This is a genomic window from Geobacter sp. OR-1, from assembly GCF_000813145.1.
In the GTDB taxonomy this organism is placed as follows: Bacteria; Desulfobacterota; Desulfuromonadia; order Geobacterales; family DSM-12255; genus Geoanaerobacter.
Genome location: NZ_BAZF01000003.1, coordinates 168,975 through 186,778, shown reverse-complemented (window position 1 = coordinate 186,778; position 17,804 = coordinate 168,975). Strand labels below are relative to the sequence as shown.

General features: G+C 57.9%; 15 protein-coding genes. 9 read left to right on the top strand and 6 right to left on the bottom strand.

Annotated features, from left to right (window positions below; translation table 11 throughout):
- The first annotated feature begins 12 nt into the window (after positions 1–12).
- Positions 13–771: a substrate-binding domain-containing protein gene (locus tag OR1_RS04495; protein WP_041970272.1), complete on the top strand. Its 759-nt coding sequence runs from the start codon at positions 13–15 to the stop codon at positions 769–771.
- Positions 772–872: 101 nt separating this feature from the next.
- Here the strand turns inward: OR1_RS04495 and OR1_RS04490 are convergent, their stop codons facing one another.
- Entirely contained in the window at positions 873–1,373 is a 501-nt protein-coding gene (locus tag OR1_RS04490; RefSeq protein ID WP_162483604.1) for a DUF3750 domain-containing protein, read from the bottom strand.
- A 310-nt stretch (positions 1,374–1,683) separates the two neighbouring features.
- On the opposite strand from OR1_RS04490, the gene OR1_RS04485 reads away from it, so the two are divergent.
- Entirely contained in the window at positions 1,684–2,286 is a 603-nt protein-coding gene (locus OR1_RS04485; protein ID WP_041970269.1) for a short chain dehydrogenase, read from the top strand.
- 255 nt (positions 2,287–2,541) lie between these two features.
- On the opposite strand, the gene OR1_RS04480 is transcribed toward OR1_RS04485, so the two are convergent.
- Both OR1_RS04480 and tpx read right to left on the bottom strand, forming a co-directional pair.
- On the bottom strand, positions 2,542–2,970 hold the full coding sequence (locus OR1_RS04480; protein WP_041970268.1) for a thiol-disulfide oxidoreductase DCC family protein: 429 nt from the start codon (positions 2,968–2,970) through the stop codon (positions 2,542–2,544).
- Positions 2,971–3,089: 119 nt separating this feature from the next.
- A complete protein-coding gene (gene tpx / locus OR1_RS04475) occupies positions 3,090–3,710 on the bottom strand; it encodes a thiol peroxidase (RefSeq protein WP_052440253.1) in 621 nt (206 codons plus the stop codon).
- A 304-nt stretch (positions 3,711–4,014) separates the two neighbouring features.
- Here tpx and OR1_RS04470 point away from each other — a divergent pair, with 304 nt between their 5' ends.
- The 7 genes from OR1_RS04470 to OR1_RS04435 all read left to right on the top strand — a co-directional run bounded on the left by OR1_RS04470 (position 4,015) and on the right by OR1_RS04435 (position 13,898).
- The gene (locus OR1_RS04470; RefSeq protein ID WP_052440252.1) at positions 4,015–5,400 is read left to right on the top strand and encodes a hypothetical protein; all 1,386 of its coding nucleotides are present in this window, start codon (positions 4,015–4,017) and stop codon (positions 5,398–5,400) included.
- A gap of 58 nt (positions 5,401–5,458) precedes the next feature.
- A complete protein-coding gene (gene fdnG, locus OR1_RS04460) occupies positions 5,459–8,515 on the top strand; it encodes a formate dehydrogenase-N subunit alpha (protein ID WP_152609806.1) in 3,057 nt (1,018 codons plus the stop codon).
- Between the two features lie 10 nt (positions 8,516–8,525).
- Entirely contained in the window at positions 8,526–9,407 is an 882-nt protein-coding gene (gene fdxH / locus OR1_RS04455; RefSeq protein WP_041970261.1) for a formate dehydrogenase subunit beta, read from the top strand.
- On the top strand, positions 9,397–10,029 hold the full coding sequence (locus OR1_RS04450; RefSeq protein ID WP_041970259.1) for a formate dehydrogenase subunit gamma: 633 nt from the start codon (positions 9,397–9,399) through the stop codon (positions 10,027–10,029). The genes fdxH and OR1_RS04450 overlap by 11 nt, the downstream gene beginning before the upstream one ends.
- The gene (gene fdhE / locus OR1_RS04445; RefSeq protein ID WP_052440251.1) at positions 10,026–10,946 is read left to right on the top strand and encodes a formate dehydrogenase accessory protein FdhE; all 921 of its coding nucleotides are present in this window, start codon (positions 10,026–10,028) and stop codon (positions 10,944–10,946) included. The genes OR1_RS04450 and fdhE overlap by 4 nt, the downstream gene beginning before the upstream one ends.
- A 58-nt stretch (positions 10,947–11,004) precedes the next feature.
- Positions 11,005–12,813: an amidohydrolase gene (locus OR1_RS04440; RefSeq protein ID WP_041970257.1), complete on the top strand. Its 1,809-nt coding sequence runs from the start codon at positions 11,005–11,007 to the stop codon at positions 12,811–12,813.
- A gap of 176 nt (positions 12,814–12,989) precedes the next feature.
- A complete protein-coding gene (locus OR1_RS04435) occupies positions 12,990–13,898 on the top strand; it encodes a pirin family protein (protein WP_041970256.1) in 909 nt (302 codons plus the stop codon).
- A gap of 113 nt (positions 13,899–14,011) precedes the next feature.
- Here OR1_RS04435 and OR1_RS04430 read toward each other — a convergent pair whose 3' ends face one another.
- The 3 genes from OR1_RS04430 to OR1_RS04420 form a co-directional block, all read right to left on the bottom strand.
- Positions 14,012–15,811, bottom strand: a complete 1,800-nt coding sequence (locus OR1_RS04430) for a serine hydrolase (protein WP_041970255.1) — start codon at positions 15,809–15,811, stop codon at positions 14,012–14,014.
- A 23-nt stretch (positions 15,812–15,834) separates the two neighbouring features.
- A complete protein-coding gene (locus OR1_RS04425) occupies positions 15,835–16,287 on the bottom strand; it encodes a hypothetical protein (protein ID WP_041970253.1) in 453 nt (150 codons plus the stop codon).
- A gap of 384 nt (positions 16,288–16,671) precedes the next feature.
- A complete protein-coding gene (locus OR1_RS04420; protein WP_052440250.1) occupies positions 16,672–17,499 on the bottom strand; it encodes a hypothetical protein in 828 nt (275 codons plus the stop codon).
- Positions 17,500–17,804 lie beyond the last annotated feature (305 nt).

The following is a 17,804-nucleotide window of genomic DNA, read 5'->3' as shown; positions in this document are numbered from 1 at the left end:
AAGGAGTTTTTAATGCGTAGAATTCTTCCCCTGTTAACCGCCGTATCAGTACTGCTTTCCGCATCACTGGCCTTTTCAGCCGAAATCAAGCTCGGTGGCGGCGGTGCTTCCATCGCCACGGTCTTTGCGCCAATCAAAGACGCATTTGAAAAGTCAACCGGCCACAATCTGATCCTCCTGCAGAGCACCCCGAAAGACGGACTAAAGCAGCTTTGGAGCGGACAGGTTGAAGTGGCGGTAACAGCAGTCGGCCTTGACGGCATGATTGCCGGAGCAGGAAAAGACGGGGTCAAGATTGACAAGGCAGCATTACAGCCTGTTGAGGTCGGCACGAACAAGACCGTTGTGCTGGTAAACCCGGCCAACAAGGTAGCCAATCTGAATAAAGATCAGATGAAGGGGCTCTTCACCGGCAAGATCACCAACTGGAAAGAGGTGGGCGGAAACGACGAGCCGGTGCTGGTGATCTGGGGCAAGAACTCTCCCGGCCAAAACGCCCTCTTTACCAAGGTGATCCTGGACAATGAAAAGATCACCTCAGAACATCTGGAGACAACAGATTACAAGGGGATCAAAGAAAGTGTAACCAGCAACCCCGGAGCAATAGGAATAGATCCGCTCGGCATGGTGGATGACACAGTAAAAGGGATCAAGCCGTCACCTGAAGCCAACAGCCCGATTCTGCTGATTACCAAGGGAGCTCCGTCAGCGCCCGTCAAGCAGTTGCTCGACTTTATCAAGGGCGAAGGTAAGAAGTACATCAAGGAGTAGAGCGTACGTAACAGTCAACACAAAGAGGCCGGGACCAACCAGTCACCGGCCTCTTTGTGTTGCGTCTCCCCTAAGCTGGAGCATGCCTTAGGCTAAAACAGTCAGTGACCGTAACTGCTGCCGATAGCGGAAAAGGGGAGTTCCAGCCCCAGCTCCGGCACCTGCCGCCCCACCCAGGCAATGAAGGTATTACTGTTCGGCCCCGGAAACGCCTCATAGGTCGTGGGCCATGGATAGGCCCGAGCTGCCTTGTCGACCTCCGCGATCAACCGGTCAACCCCTGCTCCCCGGTGTTCCTTGAGCAACCGCGGTCGCTCGCCGTACCAGTAACGGTCGGGAAGGTCCTTCTCGATCCGCACCACCGGCTGCCCACGTCGCAACCGCCAGCCAATCACCTCGTAGACAGTATAGAACTCTTCATCGCTGTGCTTGGCGGCAATCCAGGTATGAATGGCAAACCAACCACGCCACCCCCAGGTAGAAGCGCCGTAGACCTGCAATACCGCCTCTTTAGTAACCTGTGGGTCAGGGGCAATGCCGGCGGACTCGCGGCTGGCACTGCGCCAATCCCTGCCCGAGGAACAACCGGCAGCGATCAGCATTGTCATGATGATCAGAATAACCCTCTTCAACTTTTCCTCCTTAGTTACCAATGGCATTATTGCCCGTTCTGCTGAATCTCAGAGCATAACCATGGCATCTATATTTTAACGCTCCATAGGGTCAGAGCCAAGCCTTATTCAAGAACCTGACTCATTGCTGTTACTGGTTTTGACTGCCATTTTTCTTCTGGATTTCCCTCATGAAGCGTAAAATTATATCAGGAGCCGATAACAACGAGGAATTCGGATTCCTGAAGGAATCGGTGTGGAGTGCCGGTTCCGGAGCATCGATGCGAAGAGGAGGTGCGTTATGCGCATTATTCTGATAGGCGGTACGGGTACTATAGGTCGGGAGGTAGCCAAGGCCCTCCGGGTCAACCATGAGGTGGTGATTGCCGGCCGCAGCAGCGGCGAATTGCTGGTCGACATCGCAATACCGGAGAGCATCGAGACCATGTATAAAGAAGCGGGGAGCTTCGATGCCGTGGTTTCGGCAGCCGGGAGCGCACGCTTCGGCCCGTTGGACGATCTGGAATATGACGACTTCCTGTTCAGCTTCAGAAACAAGCTGATGGGACAGGTCAACCTGGTCAAGATCGGTCGCACCTTTATCAACGACAACGGTTCATTCACCCTCACCAGCGGGGTGCTGGCCAGGGAACCGATGCCGGGGAGCAGTGCCGTCAGCATGGTAAACGCCGGATTGGAGGGGTTTGTCCGGGCGGCGCAGCTGGAGATGGATCGGGGTGTGCGAGTGAACGCGGTGAGTCCGGTCTGGGTGCAGGAAACCCTGCTGGCCATGGGGAGGAAAACCTCGGAAGGAATGCCCGCCGCCCTGGTGGCCCGGGCATATCTGGCCAGCGTCACCGGCACCATGAAGGGGACAGTTCTGGACGTGAACGACTATGTCTGAACCGGCAATCGCGTGAAATGGGTGCATGTGCAGGAACCGGGCTTCGAGTTTTTCAGTGAGAGCGGTGGGAAGCGCCCGATCATGGATCGCTCCAACCAGTTAATTGCCAGCATAACTCCTGCAAATAAGTACATAACGGGAGAATACCCTGAGCACCATACAGGCCGCGAACCTGGATGAGGAGAGAGGCAAAAGCCAGGAAATTGGCCACACCCAGCATCTTGGGGAACAGCCATGGTAGCGTATACGAAGGGTTCATCGGGACGCTTTGGCCCTGCCGAGGCTGCAGGTCCCGTCCGGGCAGGCCCCATGGCTCTTCGGCAGCAATTTCCTCATCCCGGCTATCGTGCGGTAAACGAGCCGGGCAAGGAAATGGATGCCGGGGAGGCTGACCAAGGTACCGAGTAATCCGTACCACAACGAAGAGGGCAAGGCCTGCCAGATCACCCGGAAGGCATCAACGCCACGGTAAACCTCTCCCCAGCGATCGATGGCATGCATCTCGTACATGAATGCGGCCAATGGCATATCGTAAAGGGTCGCATCGAACGAGGGGGCGCTTATGTCTACGAAGACAAGACGCCCCTTTTTCTCTTTCTCCCGGTAGAACGCCATCTTTGCCGTACACAGGGAACAGGATCCATCATAGAAAACCTGTACCGGATATTCCGTGATCTCCTGCATCACACGCTCCCTCTCGCTTCGCGCCTCATGCATCCGGCAGTGTGTTCCGCCAGACGGCTCTCCACTCCCATATATTAATTTTACCACCATTGCCCGATACAGCGTCTGCATTTTACCGTTCAGAGTAGTTCTTCGGCCTTGGCAAAGGCCGCTTCCATGTCCGGCAGATGGGTCAGTTCCGGAACGACCTGGATGTAGCGGACTATGCCAGCCTTATCCACCAGAATCACTCCCCTGGCGAGCAGCATGCTATCCGCCTGCAGCAGGCCGGTGGCACGACCGAACGACCCGTCCCGATAGTCGGAAAGATAGGTGATATCGGTAAGCTTGGCCTCCTGTGCAAAACGCTTCTGTGCGAACGGCGTGTCACGGCTGATGGTGATCCGCACAATCCCTTTCCCGAGTTTGGCGCCCGCCTCACCCAGGTAATGCGTCTGGGCGTCGCACACTTTGGTATCCAGAGAAGGTACGATGTTGAGGAACAGTACGCTTCCTTTCATCTGTGCAAGGTCGGTTTTCTTCATGGTATTGGCATCGATCAAGGCAGTCGCCGGAAGCGGTGCCCCGATCGTTAGAGGCGTTCCGGAGAGCTGCAGCGTTTCCCCTCTGAGGGTAACAGTGGTACCGGGTAGAGATGAGGTTTTGTCCACCGGAATCCTGGTTCCGCTTGTCAAGCCGCAGCCGGTCGCGAGTAGGAACAGAAAACCGAAAATCAATGTCGAGAATCTTGCAATTTTCATGATCCACCTCCGTTTCTATACGTCAAGTATAGCACACGGGACCGGTCCCTTGGATGCACCCAGTTGCAGCAATAAATATTGCATAAGCAACAAATATTCAATTCCATCACATTAAGCAACCACTTAACCATTTCCATTTCCCCTGTCCAGATAACCCGCAAAAATTGTTGCACGTTCATCCGGCCCGCAAAGAGATTCAGGCGCCATCTGACTGATATTACTATACTTTACAACGACAGCATGCGGTATGGATATTGCGATACCAGTTTTTACGGCTTCAGAACGCCAACCAAGGAGACAAATGATGAAAATTTTGACCGGTCTTACCATCGCAACTCTTTTTGTTGTGGCACCCACCCTGTCCGGAGCCGCGGATTACAATACCGACAGCCACCCCTCGGCAGAAGTGGCGCCCGGCATCTATGGGAAGATGTTCTCCACGGTGACGAGCAAGTTCAACCTCGCCATCGGCGGCTACCTGAAACTTGACTACGCCTACAACTCCACCAATCTCGGCAGCAACGGCGTCATTACCCCCATTTCCGGGGCAATCCCTTCGAAGTCAATCAATGGTACAGGCCCCAACTCGGCAACATTTGCCAACCAGGACCAGTCAGTCTTCTCCATGAAGCAGTCGCGCATCTGGTTCAAGATTGACGGTCCCCCCCTGGTCGGGGCCAAGACCGGCGGCTTCCTGGAGGTCGACTTCTACGGCGACAATTCTGGAGCCGCGGAAAGCCCGATGCCGAGGCTCCGCCACGCATACGGCACCATCGACTGGCCTCAGACCCAGGTATTGTTCGGCCAGTACTGGGATATGTTCGCCCCGATGATCGCTTCTACCGAGGACTTCAGGACCGCTGCCCCCCAGGGAGCACCCTACGGTCCGCGCATCCCGCAGATCAGGCTCACCCAGAAGGTTGACTTCACCGCCGACCACCAGTTGAAGCTGGTCTTTGCCGTCCAGGACCCGAACCAGACCGGTGACAATCAGAGCAGTGTGACCGGACAGTACGGACCGAGCGTGAACTATGCCGGCCAGATCTTCTACGTCAACAAAGGGCTGGGAACCGCCCCCGGCTACATGAGCCTTTCCATGAACCCTCTTACCGTGGGGGTTTTCGGACTATACGGAACGGAAAAGGCTCTGAGCAATGCCAATAACAGCCTCTCCTCCTGGGGGTATGGGCTTTACACGTTCGCACCCCTGCTCAGGTCAAAGGACGGGGTAAACCGGGCAATGACCCTGGCATTCGAGGGACAGGCGTACGAGGCCGGCAATCTTGCCTACAGCGGCGCTACCGCAATATCAGTAGTCGGCACGACGCCTGCTGGAGGCACTCAGGGAAGCACTTCCAACACGTTCGATGCCGCCGGCAATCAGAAACCGGCCCGAAACTGGGCCTTCATCGGCCAGCTCAAGTTTTTCCCGATTCAGGACCTGGGTTTCACCGCCGGCTTCGGCAGCCGCTATGCGCTTAACAACGGCGACTATGCCAACATCACCAATTACCAGCGACAGTCGCGGCAGATCTACGCCAACGTCACCTATGACCTCAACGCCGCGATCAGGCTGGCCACGGAATATCAGAACATCGAGACCAAGTACGGCAATGTCAACGGTGTCAGCGGTGCCAAGGCGAGCGGCGTGGACAACACCGTCCGGCTGTGCGCCTACTATTTTTTCTGATGCTGCCGAAATAAACAGGAACATTTTTAACAATTCATCCGAACCAGGGAGGCATGAAATGAAAGTGACGCGAAGGACGTTTTTCAAGGTCTGCGCAGGCGGGCTGGGGGGTTCTACAGTGGCAATGCTCGGCTTTTCGCCAGACAAAGCCCTGGCAGAAGTGCGGCCGTTCAAGCTGGCCCGCAGCAGCGAGACCCGCAACACCTGCCCTTACTGCTCGGTGAGTTGCGGCTTGATCATGCACAGCCTCGGGGACAAGGCGAAAAACGCCGAGGCTTCCATTTTCCATATCGAGGGGGACCCTGACCATCCGGTAAACCGCGGCACCCTCTGCCCCAAGGGGGCCGGACTGGTGGACTTCATCCATAGCCCCAACCGGCTCAAATACCCGGAATACCGCGCACCCGGCACCAAGGAGTGGCGGCGTATCTCCTGGGACGAGGCATTTACGCGGGTGGCCCGGCTGATGAAGGACGACCGGGACCGGAACTTCATCCCGAAGAACGATGCCGGGACTACGGTCAACCGCTGGCTGACCACCGGTTTCCTGGCGGCATCAGCATCCAGTAACGAATCGGGCTATATCACCCACAAGGCGATCCGCAGCACCGGCATCCTGGCCTTCGACAACCAGGCCCGGGTCTGACACGGCCCCACGGTGGCCAGTTTGGCCCCTACATTCGGTCGCGGCGCAATGACCAACCACTGGGTGGATATCAAGAACGCCAACGTCATCATCGTCATGGGCGGCAACGCCGCCGAGGCGCACCCGTGCGGCTTCAAATGGGTAACCGAGGCCAAGGCCCACAACCACGCGCAATTCATCGTGGTGGACCCCCGCTTTACCCGCTCGGCAGCTGTGGCTGACCTTTATGCCCCGCTGCGCACCGGTACGGACATCGCCTTCCTCGGCGGGGTGATCAACTACCTGCTTTCCCACGACAAGATCCAGCACGAATACGTCAAGGCCTACACCAACGCCCCATTCATCGTGGCCGAAGGTTACAAGTTCGATGACGGCCTGTTCTCGGGCTACGACGAAGCGGGCCGCAAGTACGACAAAGCCACCTGGGCCTATGAGCTCGGTCCGGACGGCTATGCCAGGATCGACGAGACCCTGCAGCACCCCCGCTGCGTGCTGCAGCAGCTAAAAACACACTATGCCCGCTACACGCCGGAAATGGTGAGCAGTATCTGCGGCACGCCCAAGGATACCTTCCTCAAGGTGTGCGAGATCGTTGCCACCACCTCGGCACCTGACCACACCCTGACCTTCATGTACGCCCTCGGCTGGACCCAGCACTCGGTCGGATCGCAGATGATCCGGACCGCGGCCATGGTGCAGCTGTTGCTGGGCAACATGGGGATGGCAGGCGGAGGAATGAACGCTTTGCGGGGCCACTCCAACATCCAGGGGCTCACCGACCTGGGACTCTTGTCCGACCTCCTGCCGGGCTACCTCACCATGCCCAGAGAAGCGGAGACCGACTACCAGGCTTATATCGACAAACGTGCCCTCAAGCCGCTGCGCCCCGGCCAGATGTCCTATTGGCAGAACTACGCCAAGTTCCATGTCAGCCTGATGAAAAGCTGGTTCGGCGATAGCGCAACCAAGGAAAACAACTGGTGCTTCGACTGGCTCCCCAAGCTGGACAAGGTCTACGACGTGCTCCAGGTGTTCGAACTGATGCACCAGGGGAAACTGAACGGCTATTTCTGCCAGGGATTCAACCCGCTGGCCGCCTTCCCCAACAAGGCCAAGATCGGCGTGGCCCTGGCCAAGCTCAAATACCTGGTGGTGATAGACCCGCTGGCTACGGAAACCTCCTGCTTCTGGGAAAACCACGGCGAACACAACGATGTGAACCCGACCAAGATCCTGACCGAGGTCATCCGCCTTCCTTCCACCTGTTTCGCCGAAGAGAACGGGTCACTCACCAACTCCGGCCGCTGGCTGCAGTGGCACTTCAAGGGTGCCGAGCCGCCGGGTGAGGCCAAGCCTGATGCCGATATCATCGCCGGCATCTTCCTCAAACTGCGGGAACTGTACCGCAAAGAAGGGGGCGTCTTCCCCGACCCGATCCTAAACCTCACCTGGAACTATAAGCGTCCCCACGCCCCGTCGGCGGAAGAACTGGCCATGGAGTACAGCGGCAAGGCTTTGGCCGATCTCCCCGATCCCAAGGACCCGGCCAAGACCATGCTGATGAAAGGCCAACAGCTGGACGGCTTTGCCCAGCTCAGGGACGACGGAACGACGGCCTGCGGCTGCTGGATCTATTCCGGGGCCTGGACGGAAAAGGGGAATATGATGGCCAGGCGAGACAACTCCGACCCCTCGGGCCTGGGCAACACCATTAACTGGGCCTTTGCCTGGCCGGCCAACCGGCGCATCCTGTACAACCGCGCCTCCTGTGACCCGGCAGGCAAACCATGGGACCCGAAGCGCAAGCTGATCGGCTGGGACGGGGCCAAATGGAGCGGTGCCGACATACCGGACTTCAAGCCGGATGTCGCGCCAAACGATGCCATGAACCCCTTCATCATGCTGCCGGAAGGTGTCGGCAGGCTGTTTGCCCTAGACAAGATGGCGGAAGGGCCATTCCCCGAGCATTACGAGCCGTTCGAAACCCCCATCGACACCAATCCTCTGCATCCGAAGGTGATCAGCAATCCGGCGGCCCGGGTCTTCAAGGGGGATCTGGAGGCCTTCGGCAAGGGTAAGGAGTATCCCTACGCCGCCACCACCTATCGCCTCACCGAGCACTTCCACTTCTGGACCAAGCACACCAGGCTGTCGTCCATCATGCAACCGGAGCAGTTCGTGGAAATAAGCCCGGAACTGGCCCGGGAAAAGGGAATCAAGGATGGCGACCGGGTCAAGGTCTGGTCCAGCCGGGGTTTCATCAGGGCGGTGGCAATGGTGACCAAGCGGATCAAGCCGCTCCAGGTCAACGGCAGGACCGTCCACACCGTGGGGATACCGCTTCACTGGGGTTTCAAGGGGCTTGCCAGGCGCGGTTACCTGGCCAACATCCTGACCCCGTTCGTGGGGGATGCGAACACCCAGACCCCGGAGTTCAAGTCGTTCCTCGTCAACATCGAGAAGGCATAGGAGATGGATCATGGCATTGCAATCACTTGATATCATCCGACGTTCCGCCACCACCACCCCTTCGCCCGGACAGCGCCAAACCCCGGAGGTGGCCAAGCTGATCGACATCTCCAAATGCATCGGCTGCAAGGCCTGTCAGGTGGCGTGCATGGAGTGGAACGACACCCGCGACGACATCGGCACCAATCATGGCGTGCTCGACAATCCGCTGGACCTGACCGAAAACTCCTGGACCGTGATGCGCTACGCCGAGGTGGAGACAGAGCGTGGTCTGGAATGGCTGATCCGCAAGGACGGCTGCATGCACTGCGCGAATCCGGGCTGCCTCAAGGCATGCCCGGCGCCGGGGGCAGTCGTCCAGTACTCTAACGGCATCGTGGATTTCCACGAGGAGAACTGCATCGGCTGCGGCTACTGCATCACCGGCTGCCCGTTCAACATCCCCCGGCTGTCGAAAAAGGACAGCAAAGTCTACAAGTGCACCCTCTGCTCCGACCGGGTGGCCGTGGGGCTGGAACCGGCCTGCGTCAAGACCTGCCCCACCGGCGCCATCGTGTTCGGCACCAAGGAGGATATGATCCGCCACGCCGAGGAGCGTGTTCGGGAGCTGACTGAGCGTGGTTTTGCCAAGGCCGGGATCTATGACCCGCAAGGGGTCGGCGGCACGCATGTGATCTACGTGCTGCAGCATGCCGACAAGCCCGAGGCGTACTGCGGCCTACCCCGGAATCCTTCAATCGGCCCGATGGTGGATCTGTGGAAGGGGGCGGCCAAGCCGGTGGCCACACTGGGCCTGGCCATGGTAGCCGTAGGCGCCTTTTGCCATTACGTAACCAAGGGTCCCAACGAGGTCTCGGAAGAGATCGAGAAGGAGTTCGAAGATGAAAAATGACCCGAAAAAAATACTCCGGTATACGCCATTCGAGCGGGCCAACCATTGGCTGTCGGCCATCACCTTCATCCTCCTGGCGATCTCCGGGCTCGCCTTCTTTCATCCCGCCTTCTACCCCCTGACCCAGCTGTTCGGCGGCGGCGTCTGGACCCGCATCCTGCATCCGTTCATCGGGGCAGCGATGGCCATCTCCTTTGGCGTGATGTTTTTCAGTTACCGGAAGCTGAATGTCATAACCCCGACCGACAAGGAGTGGCTGAAACATGTGCGCGAAGTGGTGGACGGCGATGACCGGAACATGCCGGAAGCAGAGAAGTTCAACGGCGGCCAGAAGCTCATGTTCTGGCTGCTGGTCGGCTGCATGGCGCTGCTCATCCTGTCCGGCATCGTTATCTGGCGCGCCTATTTCGCCTTCCTCTTTCCGGCCGCAGTGATCCGTCTCGCTTCCGTGGTCCACGCCGTGGCGGCAACCATCATGATCGCCCTGATCATCTTCCATATCTATGCCGCCATCTGGACCAAGGAGAGTATCGACGCCATGCTGTACGGCTGGGTCAGGCGGCCCTGGGCCAAGCAGCATCACCCGGCCTGGTTCCGACAGATGATGGGAGGCGACAAATGACCAGCGAACTCGGCATTCTCGCACATGAGATCGAAGCCCCGGCCGGAGAGATCCGTCACACGATCCTCCCCGGACGAGACCTGTTCAGCCGCCGAGCCGAAAGGTTCCGTCATCTTGCCCCCGGTCATCCCCTGGAAGAGTATCTCGACTTTCTCGCTATTGTTGCGGATGCCCAGCAGGCGGCCCTGAACCGATTCCCCGCTCTGCCTCGGCCAGATCCCGGCGAACAGGCAAAATGCCGCACCCATGGCCTGCCGCTGCTCGACGTACACTCCTGGCCCCGGCACCCGGCCTGGCGGGATGGGCTGACTTCGATCCTGCAACAGCTGACAAATGCCGCGCTGCCGGATGCAACCCAAGAGACCATCACCGGTTTGCAGCAAAAGAGTGACGCAGAGTTGGAGCAGATGGCCGGCCGGATTCTGACCGGGGATCTGGCGGAGGTTTCGCCGCGGGAATTGCCGTTTGTCGCCGCCGCACTGCAGGTCTATTGGCTGCAGATGGCGACAGCCCTTGGCGAAGATGCGTTCGGCAGGCTGGAACAGGGCGGGTTATGCCCGGTATGCGGGTCATACCCGGGGAGCGGCATGGTCGGCAGTGCTACAGCAAACCCGGGATTACGCTACCTCTGCTGCTCCCTCTGCGCCTCGCAGTGGCACATGGTGCGGATCAAGTGCAGCTGCTGCGAATCCACCCGCGGGATCAACCATTACACCCTGGAAGGGTCGAACGCTGCGGTCAAGGCGGAGAGCTGCGACGACTGCAACTCCTACCTGAAGCTCCTGTACCTGGAACAGGACCGGGAGATGGATGCCATGGCCGACGACCTGGCCACCCTGTCCCTGGATATGCTCATGGACAAAGAGGGGAAGTCGCGGGGCGGGCCGAACCTGTTTTTTCATCCCGGCATGGCCTAATGGGGCTAATGCAGTTAAGCCGATGAAACGGCACCACAGACCAGGCAGGAGGCAAGCCATGAACGCACCTGAATTGCTGTTGCATAACGGGGCTATTACCACTCTCGATCCTGCCCATCCTCAGGTCTCGGCCGTAGCCATATCCGGTGGACGAATAGCGGGAACCGGGGGGGAGGAACTTCTTGCCACCGCAGATGAAAGGACAAAACGGATCGACCTGCAGGGGCGGCGGGTCATCCCCGGCCTTAACGACTCCCACATCCATGTGATCCGGGGTGGGCTCAACTTCAACATGGAACTCCGATGGGACGGTGTCCCGTCCCTGGCACTGGCCCTGGAGATGCTCCGTGAGCAGGCCCGGCGCACCCCGCCACCACAGTGGGTGCGGGTGATCGGCGGCTGGACCGAGTTCCAGTTCGTTGAGCAGCGGATGCCGACATTGGATGAGATCAATTCCGTTGCCCCTGATACCCCCGTTTTCGTCCTGCACCTGTACGACCGGGCCATGGTCAACAGGGCCGGACTGAGAGCGCTCGGCTACACGAAAGAGACTCCTGACCTCCCCGGTGGGGAAATCCAGCGGGACAAGGTCGGGAATCCTACCGGGCTTCTCATCGCCAAGCCCAATGCCCTGATTCTCTATGCAAGCCTGGCCAAGGGACCGAAGCTCGGATTCGACGACCAGGTCAATTCTACCCGCCACTTCATGCGGGAACTCAACCGACTCGGGATCACCAGCTGCATCGATGCCGGGGGCGGTTTTCAGAACTACCCCGATGATTACCGGGTCATCGAGCAGCTTGCGGAAAGGGATGAACTGACCCTGCGCATCGCCTACAACCTCTTTACCCAGAAGCCGAAGGAGGAATACGACGACTTCAGCCGCTGGATCGGCATGACCTCGCCCGGCAAAGGGAGCGATGTTTACAAGATGAACGGCGCCGGCGAAATGCTGGTCTTCTCCGCCGCCGATTTCGAGGACTTCCTGGAACCGCGCCCCAATCTCCAGCCGGTCATGGAGGCAGAGCTGAAAAAGGTAGTTGGGCTGCTGGCGGCGAAACGCTGGCCGTTCCGTCTGCATGCCACCTACGACGAGTCTATCTCCCGCTTCCTCAATATCTTCGAGGAGGTCGACCGGGAAGTGCCGTTTCAGGGGTTGCGCTGGTTTTTCGACCATGCCGAGACCATCTCGGAGCAAAACATGGAGCGTGTGAAGCGCCTGGGTGGCGGCATTGCCATTCAGGACCGGATGGCGTTTCAGGGGGAATATTTCGTAGCCCGCTATGGCGCCGAGGCGGCCAAGCGGACCCCGCCCATCGCCCGGATGCTGGAGATGGGGATACCGGTCGGTGCCGGGACTGACGCCACGAGGGTTTCGAGCTACAACCCGTGGGTATCCCTTTACTGGCTTGCCAGCGGCAGGACCGTGGGCGGCCTGCCGCTGTATGACGATAAAAACCGCCTCGACCGGACCGCAGCACTCAGGCTTTACACCGAGGGGAGCTCCTGGTTCTCGGGCGACGAGGAAAAGAAGGGGCGGATAGCAGTGGGACAGTTTGCCGACCTGGCGGTGCTGTCGGCTGACTACCTCATTGTCCCCGAAGAGGAGATCAAGGGGATCGAGGCAGTTCTGACCATCATGGATGGGAAGATTGTCCACGCCAGCGGCGATTTTGCTCCCCTCGCTCCCCCGCTTCCTCCGGTGAGCCCGGACTGGTCGCCGGTAGCCAGTTATGACGGGTATCACCGCGGCAGTGCGGCAGCCGGGCTGCATCGTCAAGGGTGTGCCTGCCACAGCCATCAAAAGGTCTGGTCTCCGCAAGAGGGCCGGTTCTGGGGAATCGGCTGCGACTGCTTCGCCTTTTGAGCCCGGAAACGATAACCTAGGAGGTTGTTGAAAAACCCAGGTTGTTCAAAAATAGTCAGATCGTCGCACCCACAGAAAGCCCCACGGAGGCGTAGCAGCGCTACGCCGCACACGGCGGCTTTCGAGGACGGCGGCGAGATGGCTGTTTTTCAACAACCTGCTCACAGGAGGAAATAATGGATTCGTTTCGCAAGATAAACAAAGTCTGGAAGAGCAAACCGACCATCGAGGGGGCCGGAGTCCATTTGAAACGGGCCTTCGGCAACAGCCAGGTTCCCCTGTTCGACCCCTTCCTCCTCCTGGACGACTTCCATTCCAATTACCCCCCCTTCTACCTGAAGGGTTTTCCGTGGCATCCGCACCGGGGGATCGAGACGATCACCTACGTTATCCATGGCCGGGTGGAACATGGCGACAGCATGGGGAACAAGGGGGTCATCGAGTCGGGGGACGTGCAGTGGATGACGGCCGGCAGCGGCATCATCCACCAGGAGATGCCGCGCGGCGACGATGAGGGACTCATGTGGGGATTCCAGCTCTGGGCGAACCTCCCCGCATCCCACAAAATGATGGACCCCCGCTATCGCGGCATCACCGCCAACGAGATCCCCGAGGCGGTCCTCAAAGGGGATGTGCGGGTGAAAGTCATCTGCGGCAGGGTGAACGGAGTGCAGGGGCCGGTGCAGGACGTGATCGTCGATCCGGAATATCTGGACGTGACGGTGCCTCCGGAAACCACGTTCACCCATCCGGTCAAGCGGGGCTACACCGCCTTTGCCTACGTGGTGGACGGTGAAGGGTACTTTGATCCGGAACGAAACGCCTTTGCTCACGAGGTGGTGGGGGTCAATTACTTCGACATGAAGCGGGAGTGCGCCTGCACTGCGGAAAGTCTCGTTCTCTATGGAGACGGCGATGCCGTGGTCATCACCACCCAGGATCGGCCGGTCCGTTTCATCCTGGTTTCGGGTCAACCGATCGGAGAACCGGTCGCCTGGTACGGGCCGATCGTCATGAACAGCCAGGAGGAGCTGGAAGTCGCTTTCGAGGAGTACCAGAAGGGAACGTTCATCAAGCACAAGTAGCGCCATTCTTGCGGGCCGCCCGCCTGATCCCATGCCGCTAGGTTGCTACAATACCGAGACGTGTGTGATTGAATTGCCGGAGCCAGCTCTGTGGCTGACTCCGGTGAAACGCGTCACAAAGCTTTTTTGCGAAGAATATACCCCGAAAACCGGATCACTTCATCGCCGGCGGCCCCGGCGATGCGGAGCGTTTCTCCCATGCCGCGGCCAAGGCCGTAGATGATCGCTTCATTGTCGCTCAGCGGCTTCAGGGCAAAGCTCAACGTGGCGGCGGAAAAGTGCGGCATGCCATACTCCACTACCAGCAGGCCGTTATCGTTTTTCAGCCTGATGTTGTCGATCAAGAGGACGTCGTCACCCTTGTTGACGATCTCGTACTCCCCTACCCGCGCCTGCCATGCCGCTGATACCGGCACCGGCCTGATCAGCTCCCCCACCAGAAGCTCCTGCCGATCCATACGAGCAGTAAGAATGTCATGGCCGTTGATGGTCGCCTTTGTAATGCCGACTCGATCCAGAGGGCCCAGGCTGATGGGAAAGAGCCCGAAGAGCCTGAACTTCAGGCCGAGCAGGCCATCCGCTCCCGGCACCAGGCGTAACGGCGCGCCATTGACCTCGGCCCGCAGATACCCGGATTCCTTGGTGACCGGAACCACGCCGGCAATAGTGGCGTATCGCCCTTCGTACGATGCGAGCTGCTGTTCCGGGATACTGTTTTCGTCATCGACACGCGCTATCGGTTCCGGCTGGGTTATGCCCGTTTTGGCTTCCAGCGCCAGTTTCAGGGTCTCGGCCGCCAGCTTGTTGACAACCTCGCCGCCGGTTGCCGAGTTGGCAAGCACCACCACGCCGAGCTTCTTATCCGGCAGCATGGCCAGCATGCTGCGGTGATACAGGGTGGCGCCAGAATGATGGGCAACAGGCCCGGCATTCTTGATGTCGATATCGCCCAATCCGCTCAGCATCCACCCCAGGCCGACGTGGAAGTTGAGATCAAGAGGAATGCCTGAGTTCTGCGGACGCAGCATCTCGCCAAGGCTTGCAGAGGAGATGATGCGCCGGCCGTTGCTCATTCCGTCGCTAAAAACCATCTGCATCAGGCGCGACAGGTCGAGCACGGTACTGTTCAAACCACCGGCCGGTAGATTGCGCAGCTCCGGCTCCTCGCCCAGATCGCCCTTCACGTATGCCTTGGCTGCGCCAGCCGATTTGTCCGGACCCTTGGCAAAGGACGACCGGGCCATCCCCAACGGCTCCAGCAACGATGTTTGCACAAAAGCGGCGAAATCTTGTCCAGCAACCCGCTCTTCAGCCAGGCCGAGCAGGGTGACGCCGAGATTGGAGTACGAGAAGATTGTATTGGGTGGCTGCACCGCGTACTCGTCCCGGACCGGCGTCAGGAGGGTCGCATACGGCTCGGCCCGTCTGGTCCACATCCCCTTGATGTAGTCGGACGGGAGTCCGGAATGATGGGTCATGAGGTTCCGGGGGGTAATGGGGGCGACATCCTCAAAGCGGCGCCTGATGGAAAAGTCGGGGAGATAGGTCTGCAAGGGCTTGTCGATATCGAACTTCCCCTGCTCGGCAAGCTGCATGGCAACGGTCGCGGTGAACAGCTTGGAGATGGAGCCGGCCCGGTATATGGTCTCGGGCGAGGCAGGGATCTTGTTCTCCTGGTCCGCCAATCCGAAACCCTCGGCCCAGACGATCCGCTGATCATCGACCAGCGCGATGGAAAGACCGGTAACGTCATGCTTCTTCATCTCAGTGCGGGCCAGCCACTGTATGTACTCCTTGGTGTAGCCGTAATCGCTACGGGCAATGGCAGCCGGTTTCACCGGCGCAGTGGAACAGCCGGCCACACCGAGAACAACTGCCGACAGAACAAAGAAGCGGGCTGCAAACTTCATCATTATAGGATTCGCCGTCACCCTATTCAGGATCCACCTCGCGCTTTCCGTACAAAATCTTCGAACAACAAGTCATCGTGAGTCTTGGCAAAAATCAAATCTTGAATCGCAGAGGGCGGGTCAGGCCGAACCGCAGGCATCGGATCCTCATCAAAATAAGTCGAATACGACGCAGCGGCTTGAGCATTCCGCCTTTTCTCATCATCAGGTGTCACCAGTTTACCGTACTGATTGCCTTCATACGTGGACGGCATTGGGTACTGACCAAAAATCTTGCGGTAGCAGTCCACGCACACGACAACGAGAGGAGAGGCGCTGATGACGGATACCCTAAGCCTTTGGTAGTTCAGCTCAACCCATTGACTCAGCGGCTGATTGCCCGATTGGCATTGGTATGCGATGCCGCTTACGAGAATCCCTCGCTTGTTCTCACCTTGCTTGCCGATACCATATGAGCATCGATAAACGTCGCATTTCATGATTGTCCTCCCTTCCGGCGCTTCTCCCAATAGATGACGGTGCGGGCAATTGATCACGGTGTTCTGGAATTTGCTGTGGTGTTAAAACATGTATATCTTATCGCCTTAATGTCAAGTGCCATATAATTGTAGGAAATTAGGGGAATAAGTAGGGGGGATTTCGGGGGAGAAACTAGGAACACTCGCCAGTTTTTTGCCGGTCCGACCGCTTGCTCGCACAAGCTATCAATACCACCGGAGGCTTCCACCTCAACTACTTATGCATTCAAACACTCTCCAGTTTTTCCCGATAAATACGGGGAGTGTCACTAATTTTCTATTTCACGCATAACGCCTTGGCGGGTCTGCTGTGAAAACAGCAGCACCCGTCTGGTTGGACATGCCTCACTCGAACCATGCCCTAATGGCAGCGGATAAAGTTCCAAGCTCTTTAGCGTTCCTCGTAACCCAAGAAATTCCTTTTTTAAGCAGTGCTTCTTTTTGGGGGCCTTTTGCCTCTGGAAGTTCGTCAAGTATTTCCTCAAGTTGGTTCCGCTCGGCCTGTGGCACTCCTCGGCGTTTTAGTTCCGGATGTAAACTGTTGTAATTACCGACTTGAAGATTCGAACTTGTGACATCACCAATAACTCCAGAAAATGTACCGATGTTGTATACCGTGCCCGATGCGAGTTTGACTTCGTCTGCTGAAAAAGTCATCCCTTCACCGAGAATCCCATTTTGCTCAAGTTCAAGACTCCACTCCAGCACCTTGTTTCTAACTGCCTGAACTATGCCAGCAACTTGGTTTCGTCCAACCAGTAACGTCGGTACCATGCCGAGTTGAAACGACTCAGAATTGCCGAAGACCTCCATCAGGATGTTATGAGGCAGTGGCACCTGAAGGTTTCCATCATTTTTATCTTTGATTAGATGCTCCAACTCGCTTATAGCCTGCCCAACAGCTCGCTGGGACAATAATTCTTGTGTCCGTACGTCTTCCATTATCACGGGTATCCATCCGTTGTAGGGATTATGAGCTTTCAGCTGACCATGCACTTTCCGGTAAGGTGGAATGGGTCGCTCACTATATCCATTCATCTCATCAGAACACCAATCTCGGAAGTCATGAAGGCGAAGCTTCGATGCAACGACCATAGCCTTTCTAAGGATAGCCGCAACTTCTTGGCTCTGATCCATGGCGGATTTTTGCAGTTCAAGCACCAATGATGTCATAGTTACCTCCTTCATGTTCAACTACTTAATCACCCGTTAGAGCCGAGTTTCTAAATGTACAATCTTTGACGGTTTATTGCCTCACCTCTCAGTTTCTATATCTATAAACCCGGCAGATCACAAAAATTATAGACTTTGCCCTGAATCGCCCTAACCAAGTCTCAAACACAACAACCCCTCCCTGAACTATCCCTTCAAAACGCAAAAAACCGCCCGGCCGTAAATTTTACGGCATGGGCGGTTCTCGTTTGGGACAGGGGCCGGTGCATGGCACGCTCTCAAGGGAGGGGTGACACGCCTCCCCG